Below are 26960 nucleotides of genomic sequence, written 5' to 3' on the forward strand. Positions count from 1 at the left end.
GCTTAAAAGGTTACTTGAATACCAAATGTCAAAAACATAGGCGTTAGATATCCATATTCGGGCATTTCAGGATCAAAACTTGTATAGCGATCCTTACCCCAGCCTTTTTTGAGGGTCAATAGATTACGCCCGGATGCATAAAACCGTAATTTGTTCATCGCTGCCTTCTGCGATATGGATGCTGGAAGTGTATAGCCCAACTCGATATTGCGCAGTTTCAGATAAGAGCCATCTTCAACGGTATAGCTAGAAAATCGCTGCTCAGCATTTAAAGTCGCATTGGAAATTGCAGGGATATCTGCATCGGTATGGTCAAAGTACCATCCGTCCAAAATACGTGTCGGATGATTTTTGTGTGCGGGTACGTTGATATTCCACAGATCAGACTCATACTTCCACAAGTTATTGACCTTGTTTCCAAAGACTCCTTGAAAAAAGAAATTTAAGTCAAAATTTCGATAGGCAAAATCGAAGGTGATTCCACCAAAAAATTTGGGATCTTTTACCCCGATATAAGCCCTATCATAGAATTCTTCGATTTTTCCGTTACCGTCGAGGTCTTTGTAGCGGATACGGCCAACAGCCTTGCCGGCTTGCTCGGCATGTTGATCCACTTCTTCCTGGGTTTTGAAGATTCCATCCGCCACCATACCATACAGTATGTTTGGTGTTCTCCCCAGTACCAGATCGTCTACTCCATTGCCAGGGTATTTGTTGATGACATCCTGAGGAAGGCTGATGATTTTTGTTTTATACGTTCCGATATTGGCCGAAATACTATATTTGAATTCACGTTGGGGATCACTGCGGTAGTTAATATCAAATTCTATTCCCCGGTTGTTCATACTGGCTCCATTAATCCAGGGTTCGCCCCCTTCTCCCATAGCGGCAATGTAAGGTGTCTGCACCAAAATATCTTTGGTTTTCTTGAAGTAATATCCAAATGAACCGCTAATCCGGCTATTAAAAAGGCTGAAATCCAAGGCAACGTCCGTTTGGGTAGTTGTTTCCCACTTTAGATTAGGATTGCCTAACCAGGTTCTTCGATATCCCGAATACAAAGGACCGGTTTCGTTCCCCTCTATAGGATAGGAAGTACCAAAATAATCAGTGGTAAAAGGTGTCGAAGTATAGCCTCTGGGGAGCCCCTGCACACTTCCGTTGGCCCCCCAACCTGCCCTTAGCTTCAAATCTGACACAAACTTCACCTCTTTCATAAAGGGCTCGTCACTTATCCGCCAACCTGCAGAAAAAGCTGGAAACACTGCAAACCTATTATTTGCACCAAAAAGCGAGGACCCATCCCGACGTAGTGTGGCCGAAAACAAATATTTTTGATTGTATGCATAATTGGCTTTACCAAAATAGGATAGGTACACATATTCATCTGCCGTACTACCCAGCGAATATTTTGTTCCTGTGGTGACTCCAATATGGGCAAAATCACGATCCTCTAGATAAATACCTTCCCGTCGGGCCGAAAATCCCTCCTCTACAAAACGGGTATACTCTGTCCCCAATACAGCATCCAAGCTATGTTTATCCCGCTGCAGATTATACGACAGGGTATTGGTCCAGACATAGCTCAAAGGATGCGACTGTGAATTGCCTACATAGTTTTCGCCGTCACTGTTTCGCCCTCCCGTTTCGGACCACTTCTTATCGACTGTGCGGCGATAGGCATTTCCATAATCAATGCCAAACTGCGAACGCGCAGAAATTCCTTTCCAGATATTAAGGTCCACAAAGACATTACCGATCATCTTCACATAATTGCTCACATTATCTTTATTATCAGTAAGCACACGCACAGGATTGGTAAAGTCGTCAAAACCAGCTGCTCCTGCCCAGCCCCCATGAATGTCATAGACCGGAACTGCCGGGGGATTGATCAGTGCCCAGCGCATCTCATTGGCATCTCGATAACGTAAGTAGGATACAGCAAAGTTCTCTCCTACTTTTAAACGGTTGTTAAACAGGCTGACCTCATTGTTGGCACGTAACGAAAACTGTTTGAAAAACGTATGTATCTGCGTTCCCTGATTATCAAAATAGCCCAGGGAGAACATACTTTTTGATTTTTCATTACCACTAGAGACCGCGATCTGATGATTGGTCATGACAGCTGACCGGAGGATTTCGTCAAGCCAATCCGTATCTGCACTTTTGACCGTCTTCTCGGCATTGAGAAATTCGGCTGGCTTCACGGCATCCAGGACCGCGCGTCCTTCTGCATCCCTATGCCAGGTAAAATTATAGGTGGTGGGCAAAGTCATGGGGAGCCCATACACAGCTTCGTCATAGGCATAAGCCCTAAACATCGCTACGCCATATTGTTCGGCATTCATCAACCGGGGTTTTCGTGACACGTTGGCCACGGCTACACTTCCATTGTACTCGACCTTCGTCTGTCCGGCTTTCCCCTTCTTGGTTTGTACCAGAATGACACCTCCCGAGGCTCTAGCGCCATATATACTGGCCGACGCCGCATCTTTCAACACTTGAATAGATTCGATATCCGAGGCATTGATATCCCTAAGATTGAGGTTTTCCGTAGGCATGCCATCCAGTACAATAAGAGGTCTTACAGCGCCCGAAAGTGACGAAAGTCCACGGATCTGCACATTCACGCCCTCTGCTGGATTACCACCATTGGTCGTAATATGCACGCCAGCCAATTTACCCTGAAGCGATTTCATCACATTTGCTGATGGATTTCTGGCGATGTCTTCCGCATCAGCAATTGCAATGGATCCCGTAAGATCTGCCTTACGCTGCGTCATATAGCCGATATATACCTCCGATATCATCCGAGCTTCATCAACAAGACTAACATGAATAAGACGGCTTTCGCCGACCACACGTTCCTCCGTCTTTTTCCCTGTATACGAAAAGACGAGTATATCGCTTTTCGAAGCTACAGCGAGCTCGAATCTGCCATTGGCATCAGTTGCCGTGCCACCGGCTTTGCCTCTGATTCGTACATTCACACCAGCAAGGGCCGCATTCGTACTACTGTCCCTCACTTCGCCACGGACCAGATACTGCTGCAAAAAGGTGGATGCCTGTAGAGTGCTCACCTGAAAGGTTAATGCACAGAGCATGAGAACTAAACAGACACGATGTGCTAAATTTAGGTAGCATTTCATAGTCATTAATATTAGGTGTTATAAATTAGTTTATTTTAAAAGCAGATAATTTAATCGTTTAAGCTAATTAACAACAGGAATACGGCAGTTATTTTTTCCCTTTAACCAACTCGATCGAAAGCAAGAATTGGTTGTTATATTTTGGTTATTGTTGAATATGTTTAATCAGTAACTCTGGAGCAAGAGGACTAATTCCGTAAATATAGACTTGCCCATTTTCGAACGGTTCTATGAATTCAAAGTTTTCGATGGCGACACCTCCAGGTATGGGTTCACGGCTGCCCCAATAGGTGTATCTCCCATTAACAGCGCCTTTCAATAGCTTACTGGGACTTGGCCGGCACCAGTATTGGGTAGCCACCTTGCCGTTATACCGCCAATGATCATGGGTATTCCGGGTGTACACAGTCTGTTGATAATTGGCTTCATTGGGACCTGCAATAAAATAAACATTTCCTTTTTTATTATGAATCATATCCTTCTGTGAAAAAAAAGCATGCGCTGTGAAGTGTTGCCCTTGATAATCCGGCCATAGCTCCTGAGATGAATAGTTTCTATCTTTAAGATATAATGTCCGTAGCCGGGCTTTGTTGCCCATTGTGGCCGTAGGAATAAAATACTGCAGCGGTCTTGAGCCCGGAGTTGCATAACCTGTAATTTCAAATTCGTAGGGCCTGCTCGCAAAAAAGCGAATTCGGGCATACACAGCAGCTCCATTATCAAAAGGCTCGGCAAAAATATAGACTGTTAAGGTCTCCTCTCCATGATCCTTCCCAATCCGTCCACGGGCAGGAAATACTCCGTCTAACCTCGCCGCATAGTCTACCGTATCCGAGCTCCAAAAATGCTTGCCTTGTAACCCTGGATGCATGCTGCTCATTTCGAGTTCAGAAAACCCACGGCGATCTTCTCCTTTTGGTATAGGTTCAAAGGCGATAAAATTGATCACCTGAGGAAAATCATAGTCCAGATACGGCGCATAAATCCGGAGCAACCCCCTGGGGCCCGGCAATGGAGCCAGACCAATGCGAATGCCGTCTACATGCCCCCAGACGGGCATCGCTGCCCTACCTTGCGCCGGCTGTACCCACACGCCCGTCGTATCAGGTTGTGCCAGCTGCCCCCCGTCGGGCACTGCCGACTGGCCAAAAGCGGGTGCAGTCAGGAATAACAAAGATATGGAGCCTAAATAGTGTTTCATTTTCTTTTCTGACAAGATTTACGGGCCACGATCTCCACCTCCAACATGACCTTCTGCTCAGCCGAAGACTTTCCCCTGAGCTGTTCTAATAATACCCTTACCGCTTCTTTCCCGATCCGTGACAGCGGTTGTTTTACATAGCTTATCGGACAATAAAACAGATCATAAGACTCACTTTCATCGAAACAGAAAACAGCCAGATCATCCGGAATCACTTTATTGAGCTCATGAACAATCTTCAATCCCATGATAGACAACGTATTAGTAGAAAATAAAATCGCCTCAACGCCTCGTTCAGGATGCAACAGCTCAATAAATTTCTGCCTGAAGTAAACACTGTTATTGAATTCCACCTCACATATCATGTTGCTGTCCTCCGACAGACCGTGATCCCGTAGTGCACTGACATATCCACTATACCGGTCTGCAGTATGCTGAAGCTGATTCTGATAACATACATAAGCTATTTTGGTATGCCCTTGCTTCAACAGCTGTCGGGTAGCCTGATAAGTCGCATCAAAATTGTCGATGACAACGTAGCTGGTCTCCAGATCCTTAAAATACCGGTCAATCAGAACAAAAGGAATATTAGCCGATTTGAGATATTCCAATTGTGACACGGTACCTTCTGCCGGTGCGATGATAAATCCATCAATCTGCCGATTGACGAAAGTATCGATCAACCGTTGTGAGTTCTCCAGATCCTCATCCGAACTTCCAAAAAGCACGCTATAACCATGTTTCTTTGCTTCATCCTCAATAGCCCTGGCAAGATTTCCAAAGAAAGGATTGGATATGTCCGCAACCAGTAAGCCAATGGCCTGTGAACGACCACTTTTCAAACTCTTGGCTATCTGGTTGGGCTGATAGTTCATTTCTTTTGCCATCTCGCGGATACGCCTGGCCGTATCTTTGTTGACCCTCGTCTTTTCATCTTTATCGTTTAATACATACGATACCAATGCGGTAGAAACTCCGACCGCCTCAGCTATATCCTTCAGTGAGATCTTCTTGCTCATACACTCATTTTTTCATTAATCGTGACCTATATAGGGTTCAATTCCAATATCTGTTAATGAACTGCGTCGCCTTGACAAAACATCACTAATTGTCGACCGCGAAATATACGCCAATTCACTTCTCTTTTCCAGCTTGTCCGCCCCGAGTTACAAAGTTCAAAAACCTGTCTACAAAGTGGGGGTAGTTTGTCAATTATTCCCGCTAATTTAGAAAATTTGTCTTCTTATATAAACGCCTTGACAAGTAGCATAAAGTCATAAATTAAATCTGATCGTACTAAGGGGACTGTTCCTGCAGACTCCCATAACGTAGATATTGCTTATACCGCTGATCAAAGAGTGCCGTGTATGCCGTTCGCGGCTGTACGATTTCTTTGTCGCCTTTACCCATCTGCGCCATTGCGTCTTCAATGGTACAATAATGTTGAGCCACCACAGCAGCGAACATACTGGCTCCTAAAGCACAAACCTGTTCGGTTGCCGCAATGTGAATAGGACGGTTCAAGATGTCAGCCAGGAGTTGCATGGCAAAAGGAGACTTGTTTGCAATTCCTCCTATTGCCTGTATACCTTCCACACGAACACCTTCACGTTCGATACGCTCCACAATGGCCCGTGAACCGAAACAGGCAGCTTCCACCAATCCTTTGAAAATAGCTGGAGCTGTTGTCCCTAAAGTGAGTCCACCGATCAGACCTTTCAAACCAGGATTCACGTCTGGCGTCCGCCGGCCATTGAACCAATCTAGCGCAAATGGATCATCCTCCTGTAAAGACAACTGTGCAGCAGCCTGATTAAGCTCATGGAGCAGATCCTTCTCCATATCGGCATAAAACTCATGCGCACCGGAAGTCCGTTTGGATTTTAGGGGCCATAATAGCAGATCTTTAAACCAGGAAAACACGTCTCCGAAAGCGGACTGGCCTGCCTCAAGTCCCACCATGCCCGGGATAATGGAGTCCCCGACCTGCCCACAGATTCCTTCGACAAGGAGATTTTTCATGTCCTCTTTGGGTACTACCATCATGTCACAAGTAGAGGTTCCGATCACTTTACTCATATAGAAAGGCTTTATTTCTCCTCCCACAGCACCGACGTGCGCATCTATGGAGCCGATTCCTACCAGTACAGTAGTGGATAATCCCAGCCGCCCGGCCCACTCAGGGCATAAATATCCTGCCGATTCCACTGCCGTGTACACCTTATCGCCATATCGCCGTATATAAGGTTCCAACATTGGATCTATACTGTTGAAAAACGCCACCGGGGGCAGCCCTCCAAAATCAGGAGACCATAATGCCTTGTGTCCCGCAGCACACACATTCCGTCGGATCAGCCTGGCATCCTGCCCCCCTGTCAGCAAGAAAGGCATCCAGTCGCTGTGCTCCACCCATGTATAACAAGCATCCCTGACCTCCGCATCGTGTCGCAGTACATGCAGTAATTTGGCCCAGTACCATTCGGACGAATAAGTCCCGCCTACATATCGCAAAAAGCGATTCGGATCTCTTTGTCCCGCCGCATTAATTTCCTCAGCCTCCTGAATAGCCGTATGATCCTTCCAGAGGACAAACATCGCATTGGGATTGTCCTTGAACTGGTCCGATAGGGCCAAGGCTTTCCCCGTTGTATCGACAGCTACGGGGGTCGACCCTGTCATCGCCATGGACAAGGCATCAATATTTTCCTGCACCTCCTGTCCAGCCTGTTGTAAACAGTCTCGTACAGCAAGGCTCAGGCTTTCAATATAATCCAAGGGATGTTGGCGAAACTGACTTTGGCTGGCCTGACAGTACAAACCCTTCTGCCAGCGCGCGTAGGAACTGACCGATGAAGCCACGATTTCGCCGTTCTGGGCATTTGATACGATAGCCCTCACTGAATCTGTTCCAAAATCAGCACCGATCACATATTTATCATTTCTCATATTCCGATTCCTTTTAGTGGGATGCACCTACCGTAATCGATTCGGTTTTCAGCTTACCTTTGATCCAGAATCCGTAAAAAGCGATGAACAAGTAGCACAATAGGGGAATAATAAAGCCTATCGCCATCGTGGAGTGGTCAGAAATCAATCCCATAACTGGAGGACAAAAAGCTCCTCCTGCCACAGCCATCACTAGAAACGAAGATGCTTTTTTTGTCAATGTTCCCAGCCCCTGAATACCTAAGGCGAATATGGTCGGAAACATAATAGACATAAAGAAGTAGGTAATAAACAAACTAAAGACCGAAGCCCACCCCATATCTATCATAACCATAGCGACCAGGACACTATTGACGAAAGCGTACCACATCAGCAGTTTCCGTGGACTGACGTAGCGCATAAAATAAGCTCCGGAAAGCCGCCCGATCCAAAAGGCTCCCATGCCTCCGATAGCTAAAAGAATCGAGGCGGCCTGCTCATTGTTCCTCGGCATAAAAAATTCCCCAAAGTACCCGAGATGCTGCATGATCCTAGCTATTGGCGTCTGCAGATCCGGTACGGCATCGATCACGTAATTAATAAAAAAAGAATTCGTACCCGTCTGCGCCGCAACATACAGAAATTGAGCTGCAACAGCCAGCATAAATACTGGATATTGCAGCAATTTCCGTAGCGGCGGATTTTCTTCACCCGCAGCATCCGAATCTTCGGCCACCTCCGGCAACTTAATCATCATGAAAATAAGCAGCACAACCACCACAATGCCGCCGATCAACATATAAGGAGTAACCAAAGAATCAAACTTATCATGTTCACCTGTAGACTCACTGCCAAAAACGAATAACCCACCAATCAGCGGCCCTAATATCCAACCCAGACCATTAAATGACTGGGAGATATTAATTCTTCTGGCAGCTCCCGCTTTATTGCCCAATACGGTAGAGTAAGGGTTCGCGGCTGTTTCTAAAAAAGTAAGCCCGCATGCCAAGACAAACAAGGCCACCAGAAAAGGTATAAACGAGCCCATAATTGCCGCTGGATAAAACATAAAAGCGCCAACAGCAAAAATAGCCAAACCGAGTACGATCCCCTTCTGGTAGCCATATTTTTTGATAAACAAGCCGGCCGGAAGTGCCATGGCAAGATAGCCGATGTAAAGAGAGAATTGCACAAAACCCGACTGCGCTTTACTTACATGCAAGAGATCTTGAAAATGTTTATCCAAAACATCTAAAAAACCGTGCGCAAAGCCCCAAAGTAAAAACAGACTGCAGATAAAAATAAATGGAAAGAAGTAATTTACACCTTGTTCATTGACAAAGAGTGGCCTTTTCCTTTCTTGTTGAGATATATTATTCATCAGGATACGTATAATTGAATCTTCGGTTTATTTATATAAAGGTCCGTATGTCTGACATGCCCTATAATCACTTCCCTCTCCGTCCATACCAAACGATCCCCAGGCTGATGGTCTGAAAATATCCTGCTGATCAATATTGTGCATATTGACTGGAATACGTAGCATGGAGGCAAGGGTGATCAGGTCTGCACCGATATGTCCGTAGCTAATCGCCCCGTGATTGGATCCCCAACTGGCCATAACAGTATAGACATCAGCAAAATTTACACTTTCATTCAGCCGCGGCACAAACCAGGTTGTCGGCCATATTTTGTCGGTACGTTCATCCAAGATAGTATGTACATGTTCAGGCAGCTCGATTGTCCAGCCTTCTGCCAGCTGTAGCACGGGCCCTAGTCCTTTGACCAAATTGAGACGGCACATGGTTACGGGCATGCCGCCTTCGGTTACAAATTTGGAGGAAAAGCCTCCACCACGCATATAGTCGCGATTGGACGGATAGAAGGTCGTGGCCCGAAGACATTCTTCAACTTCCTCATCCGATATCGCCCAAAATGGTTTTAGGGCAGGCCTGCCATCCCGGCGCTGTTTCCCTGTACCATCCAGAGTAGCGGACCCCGAATTGATCAGATGGAGAAAACCGTCAGCTGCCCTGCCTTCAGGCTTCCATCCCGATACCCGTTCCACGGCGTCAGGACTCCAATAGGTGCGGACATCCGCGAAGATCTGCGCCGTATTTGTCAATAAATAATTAAACAACATGGACACACCATTCAGGGCATCATTTTCTGTGGCTACAAGATAAGGTGCACGTATCCCATTCCAGTCAAAGGATGAATTCAATAAGGCCTCAGAGAAGTCACCGTCCGGCAGGAAATCCGTCCATTGACGCTGTCCCTGAAAGCCAGCCAACAAGGCATGATGCCCCTGAGCCTCTTCCCCAAACCCCTTATCGGCCAGCTTTTCGTTACCTACCATCAGATCGCGTATAATCATGGTCATCTTGACCACAAATTCCCAGTCCCGGTCTTTTTCCTCGCGGCTTTTAATATTTTTTTCCTGATTGAAATCATCTCCTTCCTGACATTTTTCGCGTGTCCACTGAAGAGCATACTGGAATTCGTCCTGATCATAGATATTCTGCTGTATCCGCCGTAGAATTTCCGAAGAATCCACATATTCATTACGCATGCCTAAAAAGCTTTGAAAAAAATCGGGATCTACAATAGAGCCTGCTATCCCCATCGAAACAGAACCGATTGCCAGATAAGATTTGCCACGCATGATGGCTACAGCCAGTCCCGCCCTTGCAAAAGCTAACAATTTACCACGCACATCGTCGGGTATATGCTGATCACCCAGATCTTGTACATCTTTACCATAGATACCAAATGCAGGTAGACCTTTTTGGTTATGTGCAGCCAACGTTGCCGCTAAATACACGGCTCCTGGACGCTCGGTACCGTTAAAACCCCAGATTGCTTTCGGCAACAAAGGATCCATATCCATGGTTTCGGATCCATAACACCAACATGGCGTAACAGATAGTGACACCCCCACGTTCTCGCGCTGGAACTTTTCAGTACAGGATGCCGCCTCCTTCACGCCGCCGATACAGGTGTCTGCAATTACACATACCACAGGACTGCCATCCGGATACCTTAGTTCTGCGGTATACAGGTCAGCTACAGCTTGAGCCATATTCATCGTCGTTTCTTCCAGCGACTCACGGACCCCACCCAAGCGGCCATCAATAATCGGCCGAATGCCAATTTTAGGATAGATCTTCATAAAGTTATTGTTTAGGTTTGTCAAAAATTGAGGAAATGCGTTCCAAGGACGTTCCTAGTACACGCTGGGCAATCGCATCTAAACCAGCTATATCACCGACGAAATGGAAAACGCTATGTTTATGTTCAATCAGTCCATCAGGCGCAATAAATGCGCCCGGAGATACACTTTCAATCTCATAAAATGGGCCCATCTGAGTGCCGTCAGCTAATGGTCCATCATTATAAGCATTCATTGCATCGCCTACAAACGGGTCTTTTTTTGTTGTCCATTCTTGGTTCAGATAAGTTGCAGTCTTGTCTACATCGAAAAGAGTAATGGTGAGCACACCGGTATCAGCAGCATAGCTCCCTGCGACAGGTTTTGTCCGTTGTGGCGGGATCCCCAGCTTTCCCCTGGACAAACCGTCAGCTTTAAAGTACAACAGTCCTTTTTCCCGGACAATCCTATCGGCAGGAATTTCACCAAAATAATCCGTCGTCGCCACTTTGCCTGTTGCCGCCTCAACATAAGGGATAACGATTACCGTTTTGGGACTTGGCGTAAACATATCCAGACTCCACAGACAAGGCGCACCGGTTTCTTTATTCCAGGCTATATCTCCGGTATTACGTAGCGCATTGATCGTCTTGAATCCCACCGCTTTGATCTGGCTGTCCAATGTAATGGACAGCATTTTTTCAATCTCTCCCGGTTCTAGAATCTCTACCTGACGGTTGATATTGAGCTTTAGGACCGTACCCGCATAGTTCAAGAGCTCCATGTCCTTGGTCATCCGCACCGCCTTCTGCGAAGATGATACTAAGTTCCAAGGTTGGGTATCGATCGCCGCCGGCGTGTGCCACTGGTCGAAGATCATCTCCCGACCGGGAGCAAAGAACAAGGAAAAAGAACCGCCCTCAGGTCCGAGCCAAAGCCGGTCTTCACCGCCGTACGCGTTCATATGGGGATCTATTTGCTTCCCAAAGGCTTTGTAATTTATCCACCCAAAGCTCCTCCCGTCTTTTCCTTCGGCGGTAGAGGTAAATACTTTACCTTGATATTTGGGCGAAACGATCACCTGCGCATCACTTTGGGCAGCAGTAAGGACAATGAGATCCCTGTCCCACTCACGGAGGAACGCGACATCATTGGCAAAACCAGATACGGGTGGATTTTTCTGCGCTTCCCCTTTATTCCCTCTATTGTGGTTATCACAACCAGAGAACATTACCGAACATATTACCATGGTCATCAATAATTTGGTGTTCTTCATATCGTAAGCGTTAATTGATTTCAATACCGTTCTTGCCGGGCAGAGGCTTAAATTTTCCGTGAGGCTCAGTTTGATACCAATAGGCTACAGAAATCATATCCGATTTTTGGGGTAAATAGCGGTCTTCAGATCTCCAGCCAAGATCCTGCACGGTTACTTTTAAATCTCCTTCAAAACGCACTGGATCCGCAATGTGCCATCTGTACATACCAAAACGTTGCTGTGAATCATAGATACCATCGGGCCGAATCACCTGATGAAGTCCTGCATAGGGCGTACTAAACTCCTGGTATCGGCGTGTTTCTTTATTCTCGAAATTGTAGGATCCACAAAAATAATCTTCCAGCCCCGTGGTCACGATAGTGGCAAATTCTTTGTCACCGTCCAAGAAAAACTTAACCTCGCCTTCTCCCCACCACCCCGTATTGTTTACACCGACAGCTAAATAAGTTCCGACATAATGTCCTTTACCTTTTACGCCATCAAGAATGGTATGCAAGGAACCTTCCGTAGGATTGGACCGACGATATTGTGCATGAAAATAGGCTTCATCATCTCCGACTTGTGTTTCTGCATAATTGACCTGATAATAGAGAACCATGGGATGTATACTTACATTTTCCATTGTTATCCTGCATTTTTTCCGAAACGGCATGGGCCAGTAGGAGTTAAAGGCGCTCCCCGGATTTACCGTCATCATCAACGAATTTAACGGTGCAAAGCGATTCCAGCCCATTCCAAAGAAAGCGCCTACAGGAGCCTCCACCGACGGCTCCGTTTCCCCGTCCCAATAAAACCTGATGATAGATTGGCTCCAGTTTCCAGTGGGGGTCATCCAGATATGCTGAATCACTCCGGACCCATCTATTTCTGCCAAGGTAAAGGTTTCACCCGCACCAATATGCACATAAGGGTTTACCTTCCATCCTATCCCCAACTCCCGTGCTGCGCGTGAAGCGTTTGCCTGGTTCCGAGGACTATCTTTCTCATTGGGAACAGCCATGCCACCCTTCCCTTTGGCTCCGGTAAAATTCTCAGGACTAATAGATCTGCTTTTGGCCGTGGATAATTTAGACAGGTTGCTGAGGCCGTTAAACTGCTGAGCGGAAGATGTATAACCAAACAGGAATATACACCATAAAAACACGAGTCTTCTCATAATGTTCTTATTATTTATTTGGGTTTATTGATTATAATCAGTTTTTGTGGAAGCTGATCATTTTTTAGCTTAAACGTTTAAACAAAAAAAGCTAAAAAAAATGGTCAAAAATCTGCCACCGATCGTAAGTTTATAATTTAGTTACACAAGTATAAGCTTAATCGTTTAAATACACAAATATTTTTTATTTTTTTTCGCAGGTGTTTTCATCCGCCAGTACTGAGGACCATTAATTCCCCTAACGCAACATTAAAGCCGGAAGAAACTTCTTCCGGCTTTAATGTTGCGTTAGGGGTTGTTCTTTGTTAGAAAAGACTTTAAACGAACTTAAGATCTGTTATCCTTCGGCAATGATTGAACGGTCAAGATGCACATAACCTCCATCTACGTGAATCAGCTGCCCTGTAGTATGGCTCGATCTGTCCGATAAGAGAAAAACAGTCGTATTGGCGATTTCCTCTGCCGTCGTCATCCGGTTTTCCAAGGGGATACGGTCCGTAATCTTTTTCAGCGTCTCCTCCGGATTTGGCAGGGTCTGAATCCAGCTATCGTATTGAGGTGTTGCACATTCGGCGACAATGATGGCATTTACACGAATGGAATATGGCAACAATTCTACTGCCCACTCCCGTGTCAGCGCATTCCTACCCCCGTTGGAGGCAGCATAGGCTGAGGTATTCCCTTGCCCGGTTTCACCCGTTTTGGAAGAAATGTTTACGATACTTCCTTTGGACGACTTTAAGGCATCCAGAGCATGGTGTGCCATTAGATAGTAATGAATAAGATTCTTATGTAAAGAAGCAACAAATTTCTCATAGTTCCCTGAAGCTAGTCCCACGCCGTCATTGTGTCCCGCATTGTTTACCAAGCCATCGATGCGTCCATAGACAGAGAGCGTCTCCCGGACAGCCCGCTCACAGTCCTCAGGACGAGACAGTTCCGCTTCAATACATAGTGCATGCACGCCATACTGTCCCACTTCTTCCCTGACTTTTTCGTTATCTGCCTGTTTACGTCCGACGATTACGGGTATCGCCTGTTCCCTGGCGAGTGCATGCACCACCGCACGCCCGATACCCTTTGCTCCGCCAGTAACGATGACAACTTTATCTTTTAAATGAAGATCCATAGTATTTTTCTTAAAGATTATAGATACGTATCGCGTTTTCGGCCCAAAATGCATTTTTCTCCGCCGTCGTGAACTGCCCCAGTTTATCTTCGACGATGGCTATACTTTCCTCATATGAGGCTGCCAGCAAACATACAGGCCAGTCCGAACCGTACATGATCCGTTGCTTACCAAAACGATCGACAATATGATCCACATATTGCTTGAAATCATCAAGCTTCCATGCTGTCCAATCCGCCTCCGTCGCTAAACCGGACACCTTGCATACCACATTTGGAAAGGCAGCAAGCCGGTCAATAAAAGCCGCCCACTCGTCAAACTCCCGGGATTTGATCGGAGGCTTCGCAATGTGGTCCAACACAAATTGTAACCGGGGATTTTGTTCAACACATTGCAATGTAGCAGCATAATGACGGGGCCGGATCAACAGATCATAGGTATACCCGAATTCAGCCAAGGCCTTGAGGCCATTCAATACGGCCGGACGGATCAAAAAATCAGGATCCAATTCTCCTTCCACCACATGGCGGAATCCCTTTATAATCGACTCAGAACGGTAGTCAGCTAATTGCTGATCGATGTCTTGTGCCTGGAGATCAACCCAGCCGACCACACCTTTGATAAAAGCATATTCTTTGGATAGTCCGACAAGATAGGCGGTCTCCATAGCAGATTGGCTTGCCTGAACAGCCACGCTGCCAGCAAAACCATTGCGTTCGAGCAAAAATTGAATGTCAAGCGGTGTAAAATCGCGTTGAATTTTGTGCATTTCGCCGGTGATCCAGCTGTCCCGAACAGGATCAAACTTCCAGAAATGCTGATGGGTGTCTATACGCATAATCGTAATTTCGTACCAAGTTAACTGTTCGAATAAGCGACCACAGTCTGACGGGATTCGCCGAGACCGTCTGCTCCTAGTTCAATGACATCGCCGGGTTTTAAATAAATTGGCGGATTAAATCCAAGCCCCACACCGGCAGGAGTACCCGTAGAAATGACATCGCCCGGCAGTAAGGTCATAAACTGAGACACGTAGGAAACAACATGGGCAATGGAAAAGATCAAATCCTTGGTGTTACCGTCCTGGTAAGTTTTACCGTTGACTTTTAACCAAATACGTACATTGTTGATATCTTTGATCTCCTCCTTGGTCGCCATAAAGGGGCCCATCGGCGCAAAGGTATCGCAGCCTTTGCCTTTGTCCCAGGTGCCGCCGCGTTCCAATTGGTATTCGCGTTCTGATACGTCATTATGAAGCACGTAGCCAGCCACATAATCCAGCGCTTCATTTTCTTCAACATAAGACGCTTTTTTACCAATTACAATACAAAACTCCACTTCCCAGTCTGTCTTCACAGATGCTTTCGGAATCATCACATTATCGTACGGTCCCACAAGTGACGTGGTGGATTTCATAAAAATAATAGGCTCAGCAGGGATAGGAGCATTAGTCTCCTTTGCATGATCCATGTAATTCAGTCCAATACAGACAATTTTTGATGGGCGGGCAAAGGGTGCTCCGATGCGTTCGCCGGCTGGGATCTCGATTAATTTGCCTTCATTTGCTTTTACAAACTCCTCCAGGCGGGCAAGACCATCTTCCGCAAAAAACTGTTCGTTATAATCTCCTCCGAACGCACTTACATCGTAATTTACGCCGTCAATCTGAACGCCGATTTTCTCCTTGCCTAAAGCACCAAAACGTATTAACTTCATATTTTATAGTATTGAGTATTTCAACCTCTAATTATTCAACTTGATAAAACCCCCATCGATCGGATAGTCATTTCCGGTAATAAAGCCAGCATCATCACTGCAAAGGAAAAGTGCTAATTTGGCAATTTCCTCTGGCTGCGCCATACGCCCGATAGGCTGGCTGGCGGACAGCTTCTCAAACATCTCGGCCTCTTTCCCGGGATAATTTTTAGCAATAAAACCATCGACAAAAGGCGTGTGAACTCGCGCAGGCGAAATACTGTTGCAACGAATACCATATGCCATGTAATCCCGTGCCACAGACATGGACATGGCATAGATCGCACCCTTGCTCATCGAATAAGCGAAACGGTCGGTAATACCCACCCATGCTGCTATCGATGCCAGATTAAGGATCGCCCCTGAACCTTGCGCTTTCATAATTGGCACAATCGCGTATAGGGCATTGTAGGCCCCCTTTACATTGACGTTAAAAATCCGTTCAAAATCTTCTGATTTACAATTTTCTAAATTGCCGACATGGGCAATACCTGCGTTATTTACTAAAATATCAATTTTTCCGATATTTTGCGCTATTGTCACTACTTCTTGCTGATCTGTTACATTACAACGGCTGAATACCGCTTGTCCACCCGCCGACTCAATTTCTTCGACGACAGCCTCCCCCCCTTCCTCATTGAGGTCCAAGATATAAACTTTCGCACCCTCGGCAGCAAATTCCAAACTGATTGCACGTCCAATCCCGCTGCCCCCTCCTGTTACAACAGCTACTTTTTGTTCTAATTTTCCCATTGTTATTTAATTGTTAATGTCAGCACCAGATCTGTTTCCTCAGTCGATGCCGGCAGATCCAGTTGCAAACCATTCTGCTTATTGCTAAACTTAACTTCTTTGTTTCCGATAAATGTTGTCACTTTCTTTACCTGATATGGAAGATTTGGAATGTGCAAATCCTTTTTCTCCGGTTTGAGCACATGCAAGTATACTTGGTTGCCCTTTCTCGTCAGGACATAGTCATCCGTCGGTGCTATTCCGCCAGCCTCGGTACCGTAAATGGTTTCACCATATACTGACAACCATTTGCCAAGCTCTTTTAACCGATCTTGCTGATAATCCTGTATTTCACCGTTTGGCATCGGCCCTACGTTAAGCAGGAGGTTGGAACCATGGCCCGCAGCTTTGAGGAGATAGGTCAGCACCTCCTTAAAGGATTTTCGGGTCCGGTCCTTCAGCTCAAATCCCCAGGAGCCGGCTATTGTACCACACACCTCTTTCGGCAATGTACCGACATCATGCGCTTTCGTCCCAAAACCGGTCGTATTCTCCCCGGGCAGGTCACGTTCAAACATCTGAAAATCTTCACCTTCAAACGGTGCCAGATGATGATTATTGCCTACCAGGCACTGTGGCTGCAGCTTGTGAATCAAGGCATAGATCTCCTCGAAATGCCAGTCTGCTTTTGGCTTGTCCCAGTGCCCGTCAAACCAGATGCCGTCGATCCTACCATAATTGGTAAGCAGTTCGGTCAGCTGATCTTTCATAAACTGTACATAGTGATTCCAGTCACCCTTGGTCGAATCCCGACCAGCGATACCGCCGCCGGTTTTTCCGGCCGGCAAGTAATCATTTCGCTTCCAGTCCAGCAAGGAATAATAAAACATGACTTTTATCCCTTCGGCACGGCATGCTTCCACCAGCTCCTTCACGATATCACGCTTGAATGGTGATTTTTGGACAACATTATAGTCAGATACCTGGCTATTCCACATCGAAAAACCATCGTGATGCCGGGTTGTGAACGTAATATACTTTGCACCCGCCTGTTTGAATAATTTTGCCCATTCTTTTGCATTAAAAGCAAGTGGATTAAAGAATCTGGGCAACAGTCCATATTCGTCCAAGCTGATGTTTTGATTGTTCATCACCCATTCACCATCTCCCAGGACACTATATACTCCCCAATGGATGAAAACGCCAAACCGGGATTGTTCAAACCATTCCCTATTTTTTAAATTTTCAGGGCTTGGCTGGTAAGCTTGCTGGCCATAACTGTGGGAGATACCCCCCATGAACAGCGCCAGACCGCAGATGACATGTTTCAGTTTCATATAGATATTATTATTGGTTCATCATAGTGACACGCCTCTTCGCCATGGTATAAAATCATCCTGCCCCAACAGTACTGCTTTTGGTTTTATTTCACCTGAGGCGACTGCAATCACATAATCGAGGATTCGATATGCCGCCTGCTCGATACTTTCCGTACCTTCGATAATAGTCCCGCAGTTGAGATCTATGATATCGGGCATTTTTTCAAAAGTTTTTGTATTGGTGGATATTTTGACCACCGGCGTGATCGGGTTGCCCGTGGGCGTTCCCAAGCCTGTTGTGAATAGCACAATATTAGCTCCTGCTGCCACCTCCGCGGTCGTGCTCTCCACATCATTGCCCGGCGTGCACAGCAAGTTCAATCCCGGCCCATTGGCCAGTTCCGGATAATCGACCACTGCAGCTACAGGTGAAGTTCCACCCTTTTTAGCCGCTCCAGCAGATTTTATGGCATCCGTAATCAGACCATCACGTATATTGCCCGGTGAGGGGTTCATATAAAATCCCGAACCGTCAGCTTCGGCCTTGGCGTTATAGGTACGCATCAACGTCATAAATTTTTCGGCAGTAGCCTCATCAATACACCGGTCGCTCAATTCCTGCTCCACCCCACATAACTCAGGAAACTCGGCCAGGATCACCGAACCGCCCAGAGCAACCAAGATATCGGAAACATATCCGAGTGCCGGATTAGCTGAAATACCGGAGAATCCGTCTGACCCACCGCACTCCAGCCCAACACAGAGCTTGTCCAGGCTTGCAGGCCTGCGCTCATGCTGATCCGCCTGCATCATACCCGCAAATGTCGCCTTAATGGCTTTTTGCATCAGCTCCTTTTCAGTACCTTCTTTTTGCTGCTCAAAAATATAGACTGGTCGGTCAAAGTCCGGATCTCTTTTTGCAATCTCTGCTTTCAGAATAGCGGCCTGTGCATGCTGACAGCCCAGACTCAGCACCGTCGCCCCTGCAACATTGGGATGAGTAATGTATCCTGCCAAAAGGCCACATAAGGCATCTGAATCCATGCGTGTACCTCCGCATCCCATTTCATGATTGAGGAATTTGATTCCGTCGACATTCTTAAATAGGCGTTCGTGCCGTACTGATGCTGGATCCGCCTGTAGATTCCTTGCAAGAATCTGGTTCACATCCGCGCCCGATTTGTATAACGTGATCAGATCTTCTACCTCCGAGACATAGTTATTTGCATTCACTTTATAGCCCAGTTTTTCTTCGAATGCAGCTTTTAACGTCAGTACATTACGGTTTTCGCAGAATACCAGTGGTATGACCAGCCAGTAGTTGGCCGTTCCGACCGTTCCGTTAGAGCGGTGGAACCCCTTAAAGGTCTTATCTTTAAATGCAGAGACATCCGGCTTCGTCCAGCCGGTCTTGCGTTCCCCCATGCGGAAATCTTCGGACGCATGCCGCAAGTTTTCTGTCGTGATCAGTTCACCCGCCAGCAAATCATGGTTTAGCTTTCCCACTAAAACACCATACATAAACACGCTGGCATCCTGCTTCATCGGCTGGATGGTAAATTTATGTTTGGCAGCAACAGCCTGTTTGAGTGTAAATTCTTTGTCTCCAAAAACAATCGTCGTCCCCTCGGCCAGATCCTGCAATGCAACAAGAACATTGTCCATGGGGTGGATCTGTAAATAGCGTTGTATGGCCATAACTTATACTAATTCAAATATTTTATCCATTATTACCCACTTCTCCCCCGCTTTGGCCCCAGGTATTGCAGCCTGATATTTCCACATCAGCTGCTCCCACTCCTGTACTTTTTCGTTGGCGGCATCCATAGTGGCTTTCCGCTCAAAAGAAAAGTCCTCGCTTACTTCCATACACATGAATAACCTATTCCCGAACCGGTAGATCTCCATTTGCGTCACGCCCGCGTCGAGGATCGAACGCTTGATCTCTGGCCATACTGCACGGTGATAGTCTTCATATTCCTTGATCAGCTGTGGATCATCAATTAGATCCAATGCCATGACATATTTTTTCATTCCTGTTTATTAATGTGATTTAAGATTTTCTGTTTCGTCAATACGGACATCTTTGTTCTGATAAGCAAAGATCAATACAACAATAAAGCAGACCAGGGGCACAACATATCCGTATTGAAAGTGACCTGTTTTATCCGAGATTAAACCGAGGAGCGGTGGCAACAATGCGCCACCGACGATTGACATGACAATCAGGCTAGAAGCAGATTTGGTGTCTGCCCCTATCCCCTGTACACCAAAGGCAAAAATCGTCGGAAACATGATGGACATAAAAAATGCAATACCTATCAACGCGTAAAGCGTCGCCTCACCTGTTCCAAAGATTACAACCAGGGATAGTGCGATGGTGATAAACGAATACATGATAAGCAATCTGGACGCCGTGACAAAACGCATAAAGAAGGTTCCGATAAAGCGGCCCAGCATAAACGCCAATCCGGCAAAACCCGCGTAATCAGCACCGTCTTTTCCCGATATTCCCGCCACTTCGGTCGCATACAGTACCAAGAAGCTCAATATACAAACCTGCGCACCGACGTAAAAGAATTGGGCAACTACGGCCCAGCGTACGTTTTTATGCCTGAGTGCATGAAAAAAGCCCGCCTTCCCTTCCTCCTCATCGTCTTTGATATCCGGAAGCTTCGTAAAGAAAAACAGTGCTGCGATCAACAAAATCAATATCCCCAGAATCAGATAAGGCATCTTCACCGAAGCTGTCTCGGACTGAATATAGGCCAGTTTGGCCTGTTCTGTCATCTGGGCAAGTTCCTCCTGCGATTTGGGGGCATGCGACAAGATGAATTTACCACCAAATATAGGGGCTAAAAAGGCAGCCAGCCCATTGAACGACTGAGCAAAATTAAGCCGTTGCGCAGATGAGGCCGGATCGCCTAGAATGGCCACGTACGGGTTAGCCGCTGTTTCCAATATCGTCAGACCACAGGCTACTACAAATAAAGCGCCCAAAAAGAAAGTATAACTGATGGTGTTGGCAGCCGGTACAAAAAGAAAACATCCGATGGCAAAAAATAGCAAGCCAATCAAAATACCGGCCTTATAACCGTAGCGCTTCATGATAATCCCTGCTGGTATAGCCATCACAAAATAGGCAATGAACACCGCCGAATCGACCAACGAAGCCTGAAAATGGGTTAAACTGAAGGCATTCCGCAAATGTGGTATCAATATGGGATCCAGGTTATGGATAAATCCCCAGAAGAAGAAAAGGGAGGTTACCAAAATCAGGGCAAATGTGTAACTCTTTCTGTTAGTCATAGTTTCAAACGCTTATAAGTAGTTATTTAAATGTAAAATAAACTTAAAAATACTAGACTATATTCAGGTATATTATCATTTTATTAAGCTATATTACCATCCCTACCTAGAAATACGTAACTTTATTGCATATATTTCATAGTTATGAAAGCGCAATTGCTCCATCTAAATAAACACCTCGCCCATTCCTTCAATGCCAGACAGGATAGTACGCCACAATATCACAACCTTTGGCACTATCATGAAGAGCTTGAACTCATCTATTTTGCCAAAGGATCCGGCACCCAGTTTATTGGAGACAGTGTACGGCGTTTTGAGTCCGGTGATATTACGCTGGTCGGCTCCAATCTTCCACATTATTGGTTATTTGACGAGATCTATTTAAAAAAGGATCAGCCTCAGCCGGCGGATATTCGCGTCATACATTTTAAAGAGAATTTTTGGGGACATGACTTCATTAATTTACCCGAAAATCAGCAGATCAAAGAATTGATGCGCACGGCCAGACGTGGCATTGCACTTTCTGCGAAAAGCAAGTCGAAAACAATCCAGTATATCAACGATATACTACGTAGTGCAGGCACGGCACGGATCGTATGTTTATTGGAGATCCTGGTGTGCGTCGCCGCCGAGGAGCAACATGACCTGCTCACCAGCGAGACGTTTACGGTGCAGCTACAGAATCAGGATGCCGACCGCATGCGGATCGCCATGCAATATATTGGTGAGAACTATCGCGATCAGATCCGTTTGCAGGAACTGGCCTCTCTGACTGGCATGACGCCAAATTCATTCTGCCGCTATTTCAAATCACAGGTAGGCAAAACGCTTTTTCAGTTCTTGATCGAGATGCGTGTCAAGACCGCCTGCAACCTTTTGCGGGAAAACAAACATACGATCAAACAGATCTGCTTCGATTCTGGATTCCAGAACTTCTCGAGTTTCCATAAATATTTCAAAAATATCACCGGCACAACGCCACTCAACTTTCAAAAGCTAAAAGCTTAGCACAACCTTACCAAGCAACACAGAATCCTCCATGATACGATGGGCTTCGGCAGCCTCATGAAATGGAAGTACGCGAAATAACACCGGTTTAAAATCGCCCGAATCAATTTTGGGCCATACACTAGACCAGATTGCATCGCGTAGGCCTTCTTTGAACTGCCGGTCCCTGGCGCGTAGTGTACTACCGGTTAGCACTATTCGCTTCTGCATGAGCTTGAGTAAGTTCAGCTCCACTTTTGCACCTTCCATTGCATTGATATACACCAGCCGGCCATCAGCATTCAACAGGTTGACATTCTTTTCAAAATAGGATCCGCCGATACTGTCCAGGATAACATCCACGGGCAGGCCAGCCAAGGCCTGCTGAAAGTCTTCATCCCGATAATTTATGGTTTTGACCGCACCAAGGGAAAGGCAGAAAGCGGCTTTCTCCGGTGAACTGACGGTTGTATATACGCTTGCTCCGAACAGCGCCCCAAGCTGAATGGCGGTACTCCCGATTCCCCCAGCGCCACCATGCACCAACAACCCTTCTCCTGCCTGTAGCATCCCTCTGCGGAAGACATTGTCCCACACGGTGAAAACCGTCTCGGGCAACGCGGCGGCTTCCTCAAAACTCAGCGCATCCGGAATGGGAAGGCAATGTCCGTGATACACGGCAGCATATGCTGCGTAACCACCGCCTGCCACCAGAGCGCACACCCGATCACCGATATTCCAGTCTTTTACGGCACTCCCTTTTTCGACGATCACGCCCGCTACCTCCAGACCCGGTATCCTGGGATCCACGCCCAGAGGCGCTGGGTAGTTTCCCTTTCGCTGAAAAACATCGGGCCGGTTAACTCCCGCAGCGCGGACTTCGATCAGCACTTCCGAGTCGCTGATCCGGGGACGCGCCCTCTCCGCTACTTGGAGGACTTCCGGTCCACCCGGCATTGTGATGACAACTGCTTTCATTTGCAATAATTATTATAGGTGACACTTGGTCTATCAACATTTAGTTTTGCTGCGCACTATTGCAGTTTCCTGAACAAGCGCATACTTCCGTCTCCAAGACGCTGCTGCTGGACAATTTATCCCGACTTTTTGGGATATTTTTGCAGGCGGATATTGAGGGACAGCATAAAATAGCGTGCCAGACGGTTATTCTGAACATCAAGGATATCATTGCCGACAACAGCACGCGAGATTCCGGTATTTTGGTTCATCAGGTCAAATCCCTGAAACCGTAGCATACCGAGATTATTACGTCCAAAAGTATACTCCATATATGCATTGATAATGGTTGGATTTATATTATTCCACGAACTGGAATACCCCGCGTTAAATTTTTGGGAGACCTCCAGTCCCATCGTTACATGCTTGCCCAGATAAGCCTTGGACCCGAGTCCCACGATTCCGGAATGCGCCGTTATATTGTCCTGCACCGGCCAGTCGAATGTAGCCCGGTTTAAAGAATAGTTGCCATTTAACTCAGCTTCAAAAATATCATTCCAGGCATAACGAAACTGGATCGCCTGCGTGAGTAAAAAATGGCCGCCAAAGCTCTTCTTTTCATTGATATAGGATATGTTGTTGTAATAGTCGGCATTGCCATTAAGGCTCATCTGCAAATTGTCAGACAGCAATGATGCCGTAAAGAGATAGTAGCTTTTAATATCATAATATCCCTCGGTATTGCGGTAACTGGTTTTCTGAACAGTCGAGTTTTGTTCGATCGTCCGGTTGGCCACGATCTTGTCGTTTACCAAATTAAAAGCGAGGCTCGCTTCGAGATACTGTCCATGCCTTGTCATGGATTTACGATACTTAGAAACAAAACTGTGGGCAAACTCGGATTTTAAATCCTTATTGCCGATAATAATATTCTGCGTATTGGTATTGTCCACGACAGGTTGTATCTGATAGAAGTTAGGCTGATTATTGCGTCCATAATAGTCTATCGACAGGTCTTCTTCTTTGGTAAACTTCCATTTGAGGCCAGTAGATGGCACAAGATTCACATTCGAATATGATGTCCTGATCGCCTTGTCGGTAGAAGTCCCCGTCAGTTCTGATGGCTGCACCGCAAATCCAAAGCTCATTTTGACCTTTTCGCCGAGATCATGCCGGTAGATCATCCCAACTTTATTGCTGGCAAAGGCATAGTTGTATCTGAGACTGAGCGAATCCACCAAAATTGGGTTGATACTCTCATCCTTTGTATCATAGGTTGAGCGATTTGCATCTATTTTGGTATAGTCGAAGTCGTAGTTGATTTCCAGAACACCCCCCAGATCGACAGGCTCAACCAGAGACAGCCGGCTCTGCAGGTTGGTATTCTGATTGTCCGAACGGATCATCTGTTTGAGAAATGTCTCCGTTCTCCGAGGTTCGGTTGAACTGCTGTCTATCGCACTATTGGCATCACGAAGCTCTTCATCCTTATCGAGCGAATTAAAATCGGTATGAAAGGTATAGAGTATTTTTCGGCCGGGCTTGCTGAAGCTCCGTACATAAAAAAGATCGAGGGCGGCAGCCGGACTTTCGCTGCTGTTGACAGCACCGTAACGCCCAGTACTGCTCAGACTGTTGTTCCGAAGACGTCTGTCTTTGTAAGTCTGTCCAGCCGAATTGGACCAGGAAAGTTTCGGGGAAACTTTTAATTGGTCTTTTGGGGACAACTTCATGTCAAAGTCCCAGTCCATCTTATGCGTACGGTCTACGGACCTGATTTTGTAATCTTCGTAATTACTAATGGAATTGTTGACGCCCTTGCCGGATTTATAGATGGATTGCAGGAATGAATTCCCTTCGGTATAGTTGTTACGCTGAGTAAAGCTATATCTCCCACTGGCATTCACTGTTCGGGACAGTGGGCTGGAGAAACTAGCTCCCACTGAGCTGATTTTATTGACTCCATCAGTAGGGTCCGCAAAATCCGCGAGCTCCCCCATCTCCCGCTCGCGCTCTCCCCCATTGGGCGACCCAAATGAAAAAAGATTGGTGTTTGTATTATTAGTCGAAGAAACAATAGAGTATTCCTTTCCATTGTCAAATCTATTGACCCCTATGCTGCCGAGGTAGCGCTCTGCAGAACCGCCGCCCAAAGTTGCCTGGCCAAAGGTGATTTTCTTCTTGTCTTCCTTGAGAACAATATTCAGCACCTTTTCGGATTCGGTGTTTTTGACCCCTTTGGCTGTCGCTTCATCACCATAAAAATCGATAATCTGCACGTTTTTTACAAAGTCCGCCGGCAGGTTTCTCGTAGCTGTCAGCACATCACCGCCAAAAAATTTCTTGCCATCCACTTTGACCGAGGAAATAGGCTTTCCAAAAGCATAGACAGAGCCGTCACGCGAAACCTGTACATTTGGCAGCGCTTTAAGTGCTTCCTCCAGTAATGCCCGACGGTCAAACTGAAAAGCATCCAGATTAAATTGTACTGTATCCTGTTTGTAGACAATGGGTTTATATTTTTGGATTACAATCTCTTTGAGCAGCGAAACATGTGGAAACATCGTCAATTTGCCGACATCCAGCTTAGCTGTCGTGCTGCTGTAGAGCGGGTAACTCCGTTCCAGTATACTGAGACCGATCTGGCTGCAGCTTATACGGATATCGTTGCCCAGCACCCTGCTGAAATGAAAGTAACCTGTAACGGATGTGGAAGTGAACAAGGTATCGCGGGAGCTCGTCAAGTGGACATTAACACCTTTTAGCGGCCTGCCAGCTGTATCTACAACAAGTCCATAAACTTCTTTTTTTGTCGACTGGCCAAAAGTGATCCCTGGCAGAAAAAACAAGCTTATAATAGACAACAAAAGTATAAACCGGATGATATTCCCGCCCCTTAGTTCCATCAAATAGACTTTGCAATTATACAATTCAATATAAGAATTCTTAAGCTATTAACGTAAAAAGTTGTGATTTTGTATAAAAAAAAACGAGCTGTCGGGAAAACAGCTCGTTCTTTCGGATAAATCTTTCTATCTTTTACTCACCAGCAAAAGAAACTTTAACAAGGTGTTTGTCAATTTCCCAGCGGCCCGTACCCTCTTCACCGATAACATCGAATAATTCGAGAATGCGTCGCGCCACAAATTCTTCTTCCACTTGCTCTTCCAAAAACCACTGTACAAAGTTGAACGTCACATAATCTTTTGCTTTTGCACATCTGTCTGCAATGTTGTTAAACTGCTCGGTCACAAACATTTCCTGCTCCAGGGTTTGTTCAAATACACCGCGGAAAGACTCAAAGTCCTGTGGGATCCCTGTAATCTCCGGAGAGATCGCACGTCCACCACGGTTGTTGATATAGTTAAAAAGCTTCAGCATATGCTCGCGCTCTTCATTGGACTGTCTCGCAAAAAACTCCGCTGCATTTTCCAGACCTTGGTCATCACACCAAGATGACATCGCTAGATACAATGCTGACGAGTGTGCCTCTACCTTGATCTGTGCATTAAGTATATTTTCGATTTCTTCTTTTAAAGAAGATTTTAATTTCAATAAATCTTTCATATTTTCCTTAAGTTTAATTTCTAAAACAATCTCGGGCGATAAATCCGATCACCCGACTTCATTACAAAGATACATCGCATTTAAACAATTTGTATAAAGAATATGCAATACAAATTCAGTCTAAATTAGCCAATAAAAATGCAACTTGTTTAGAATCAATACAATTACAAATACAGCTGATCGAAACTTTCAATAGGCAATAAATGAAAACAATGAGGCTTTAAATCGCTTTAAAAAAGCAGAATTTACGGCTTGCTGGATTTAGGCCCATCGACCTGTTATTTAATTTTAATTTAAATAAGGAGGCCTTATACAAAAAACTGCGGTGTATATTTATCAAAATA

The 26960-nt window shown here is 46.0% G+C and carries 20 protein-coding genes; 1 reads left to right on the top strand and 19 read right to left on the bottom strand.

The window, feature by feature from the left end:
- Positions 1 to 2 precede the first annotated feature (2 nt).
- From FGL37_RS01785 to fucP (FGL37_RS01860), 16 genes are all read right to left on the bottom strand, one after another.
- Entirely contained in the window at positions 3 to 3149 is a 3147-nt protein-coding gene (locus tag FGL37_RS01785) for a SusC/RagA family TonB-linked outer membrane protein (RefSeq protein WP_028070016.1), read from the bottom strand.
- Between the two features lie 145 nt (positions 3150 to 3294).
- A complete protein-coding gene (locus FGL37_RS01790) occupies positions 3295 to 4350 on the bottom strand; it encodes a hypothetical protein (RefSeq protein ID WP_028070015.1) in 1056 nt (351 codons plus the stop codon).
- A complete protein-coding gene (locus FGL37_RS01795; protein ID WP_028070014.1) occupies positions 4347 to 5369 on the bottom strand; it encodes a LacI family DNA-binding transcriptional regulator in 1023 nt (340 codons plus the stop codon). The genes FGL37_RS01790 and FGL37_RS01795 overlap by 4 nt, the downstream gene beginning before the upstream one ends.
- Positions 5370 to 5646: 277 nt before the next feature.
- A complete protein-coding gene (locus tag FGL37_RS01800; RefSeq protein WP_028070013.1) occupies positions 5647 to 7296 on the bottom strand; it encodes a ribulokinase in 1650 nt (549 codons plus the stop codon).
- 13 nt (positions 7297 to 7309) lie between these two features.
- Positions 7310 to 8656: an L-fucose:H+ symporter permease gene (gene fucP, locus FGL37_RS01805; protein WP_051606892.1), complete on the bottom strand. Its 1347-nt coding sequence runs from the start codon at positions 8654 to 8656 to the stop codon at positions 7310 to 7312.
- A 27-nt stretch (positions 8657 to 8683) separates the two neighbouring features.
- The gene (locus tag FGL37_RS01810; RefSeq protein ID WP_028070012.1) at positions 8684 to 10447 is read right to left on the bottom strand and encodes an L-fucose isomerase; all 1764 of its coding nucleotides are present in this window, start codon (positions 10445 to 10447) and stop codon (positions 8684 to 8686) included.
- 4 nt (positions 10448 to 10451) lie between these two features.
- Positions 10452 to 11702, bottom strand: a complete 1251-nt coding sequence (locus tag FGL37_RS01815) for a DUF6786 family protein (RefSeq protein WP_028070011.1) — start codon at positions 11700 to 11702, stop codon at positions 10452 to 10454.
- Between the two features lie 10 nt (positions 11703 to 11712).
- Positions 11713 to 12861 (bottom strand): glycoside hydrolase family 172 protein, encoded by a 1149-nt coding sequence (locus FGL37_RS01820; RefSeq protein ID WP_028070010.1) that lies wholly within the window; start codon positions 12859 to 12861, stop codon positions 11713 to 11715.
- A 337-nt stretch (positions 12862 to 13198) separates the two neighbouring features.
- Positions 13199 to 13990 (bottom strand): L-fucose dehydrogenase, encoded by a 792-nt coding sequence (locus FGL37_RS01825; protein ID WP_028070009.1) that lies wholly within the window; start codon positions 13988 to 13990, stop codon positions 13199 to 13201.
- Positions 13991 to 14000: 10 nt separating this feature from the next.
- The gene (locus tag FGL37_RS01830) at positions 14001 to 14828 is read right to left on the bottom strand and encodes an amidohydrolase family protein (RefSeq protein ID WP_028070008.1); all 828 of its coding nucleotides are present in this window, start codon (positions 14826 to 14828) and stop codon (positions 14001 to 14003) included.
- Between the two features lie 20 nt (positions 14829 to 14848).
- The gene (locus tag FGL37_RS01835; protein ID WP_028070007.1) at positions 14849 to 15706 is read right to left on the bottom strand and encodes a fumarylacetoacetate hydrolase family protein; all 858 of its coding nucleotides are present in this window, start codon (positions 15704 to 15706) and stop codon (positions 14849 to 14851) included.
- A gap of 27 nt (positions 15707 to 15733) precedes the next feature.
- Positions 15734 to 16498 carry an SDR family NAD(P)-dependent oxidoreductase gene (locus tag FGL37_RS01840; protein WP_028070006.1) on the bottom strand — a complete coding sequence of 255 codons (765 nt, stop codon included), beginning with the start codon at positions 16496 to 16498 and terminating at the stop codon, positions 15734 to 15736.
- Between the two features lie 2 nt (positions 16499 to 16500).
- On the bottom strand, positions 16501 to 17814 hold the full coding sequence (locus FGL37_RS01845) for an alpha-L-fucosidase (RefSeq protein WP_028070005.1): 1314 nt from the start codon (positions 17812 to 17814) through the stop codon (positions 16501 to 16503).
- A gap of 21 nt (positions 17815 to 17835) precedes the next feature.
- Positions 17836 to 19494: a UxaA family hydrolase gene (locus FGL37_RS01850; RefSeq protein WP_028070004.1), complete on the bottom strand. Its 1659-nt coding sequence runs from the start codon at positions 19492 to 19494 to the stop codon at positions 17836 to 17838.
- Between the two features lie 3 nt (positions 19495 to 19497).
- Positions 19498 to 19830 carry an L-rhamnose mutarotase gene (locus tag FGL37_RS01855; protein ID WP_028070003.1) on the bottom strand — a complete coding sequence of 111 codons (333 nt, stop codon included), beginning with the start codon at positions 19828 to 19830 and terminating at the stop codon, positions 19498 to 19500.
- A 9-nt stretch (positions 19831 to 19839) separates the two neighbouring features.
- On the bottom strand, positions 19840 to 21105 hold the full coding sequence (gene fucP, locus FGL37_RS01860; protein ID WP_028070002.1) for an L-fucose:H+ symporter permease: 1266 nt from the start codon (positions 21103 to 21105) through the stop codon (positions 19840 to 19842).
- 144 nt (positions 21106 to 21249) lie between these two features.
- On the opposite strand from fucP (FGL37_RS01860), the gene FGL37_RS01865 reads away from it, so the two are divergent.
- Positions 21250 to 22113: an AraC family transcriptional regulator gene (locus FGL37_RS01865; RefSeq protein ID WP_028070001.1), complete on the top strand. Its 864-nt coding sequence runs from the start codon at positions 21250 to 21252 to the stop codon at positions 22111 to 22113.
- On the opposite strand, the gene FGL37_RS01870 is transcribed toward FGL37_RS01865, so the two are convergent.
- From FGL37_RS01870 to FGL37_RS01880, 3 genes are all read right to left on the bottom strand, one after another.
- Positions 22102 to 23070, bottom strand: a complete 969-nt coding sequence (locus tag FGL37_RS01870) for an NAD(P)H-quinone oxidoreductase (protein ID WP_028070000.1) — start codon at positions 23068 to 23070, stop codon at positions 22102 to 22104. The two genes, FGL37_RS01865 and FGL37_RS01870, sit on opposite strands and share 12 nt — an antisense overlap.
- Positions 23071 to 23186: 116 nt before the next feature.
- The gene (locus FGL37_RS01875) at positions 23187 to 25955 is read right to left on the bottom strand and encodes a TonB-dependent receptor (protein ID WP_138096657.1); all 2769 of its coding nucleotides are present in this window, start codon (positions 25953 to 25955) and stop codon (positions 23187 to 23189) included.
- 133 nt (positions 25956 to 26088) lie between these two features.
- Positions 26089 to 26616 (bottom strand): ferritin, encoded by a 528-nt coding sequence (locus FGL37_RS01880; protein ID WP_028069998.1) that lies wholly within the window; start codon positions 26614 to 26616, stop codon positions 26089 to 26091.
- Between the last annotated feature and the right edge of the window lie 344 nt (positions 26617 to 26960).

Origin of the sequence: Sphingobacterium thalpophilum, from assembly GCF_901482695.1 — a bacterium.
In the GTDB taxonomy this organism is placed as follows: Bacteria; Bacteroidota; Bacteroidia; order Sphingobacteriales; family Sphingobacteriaceae; genus Sphingobacterium; species Sphingobacterium thalpophilum.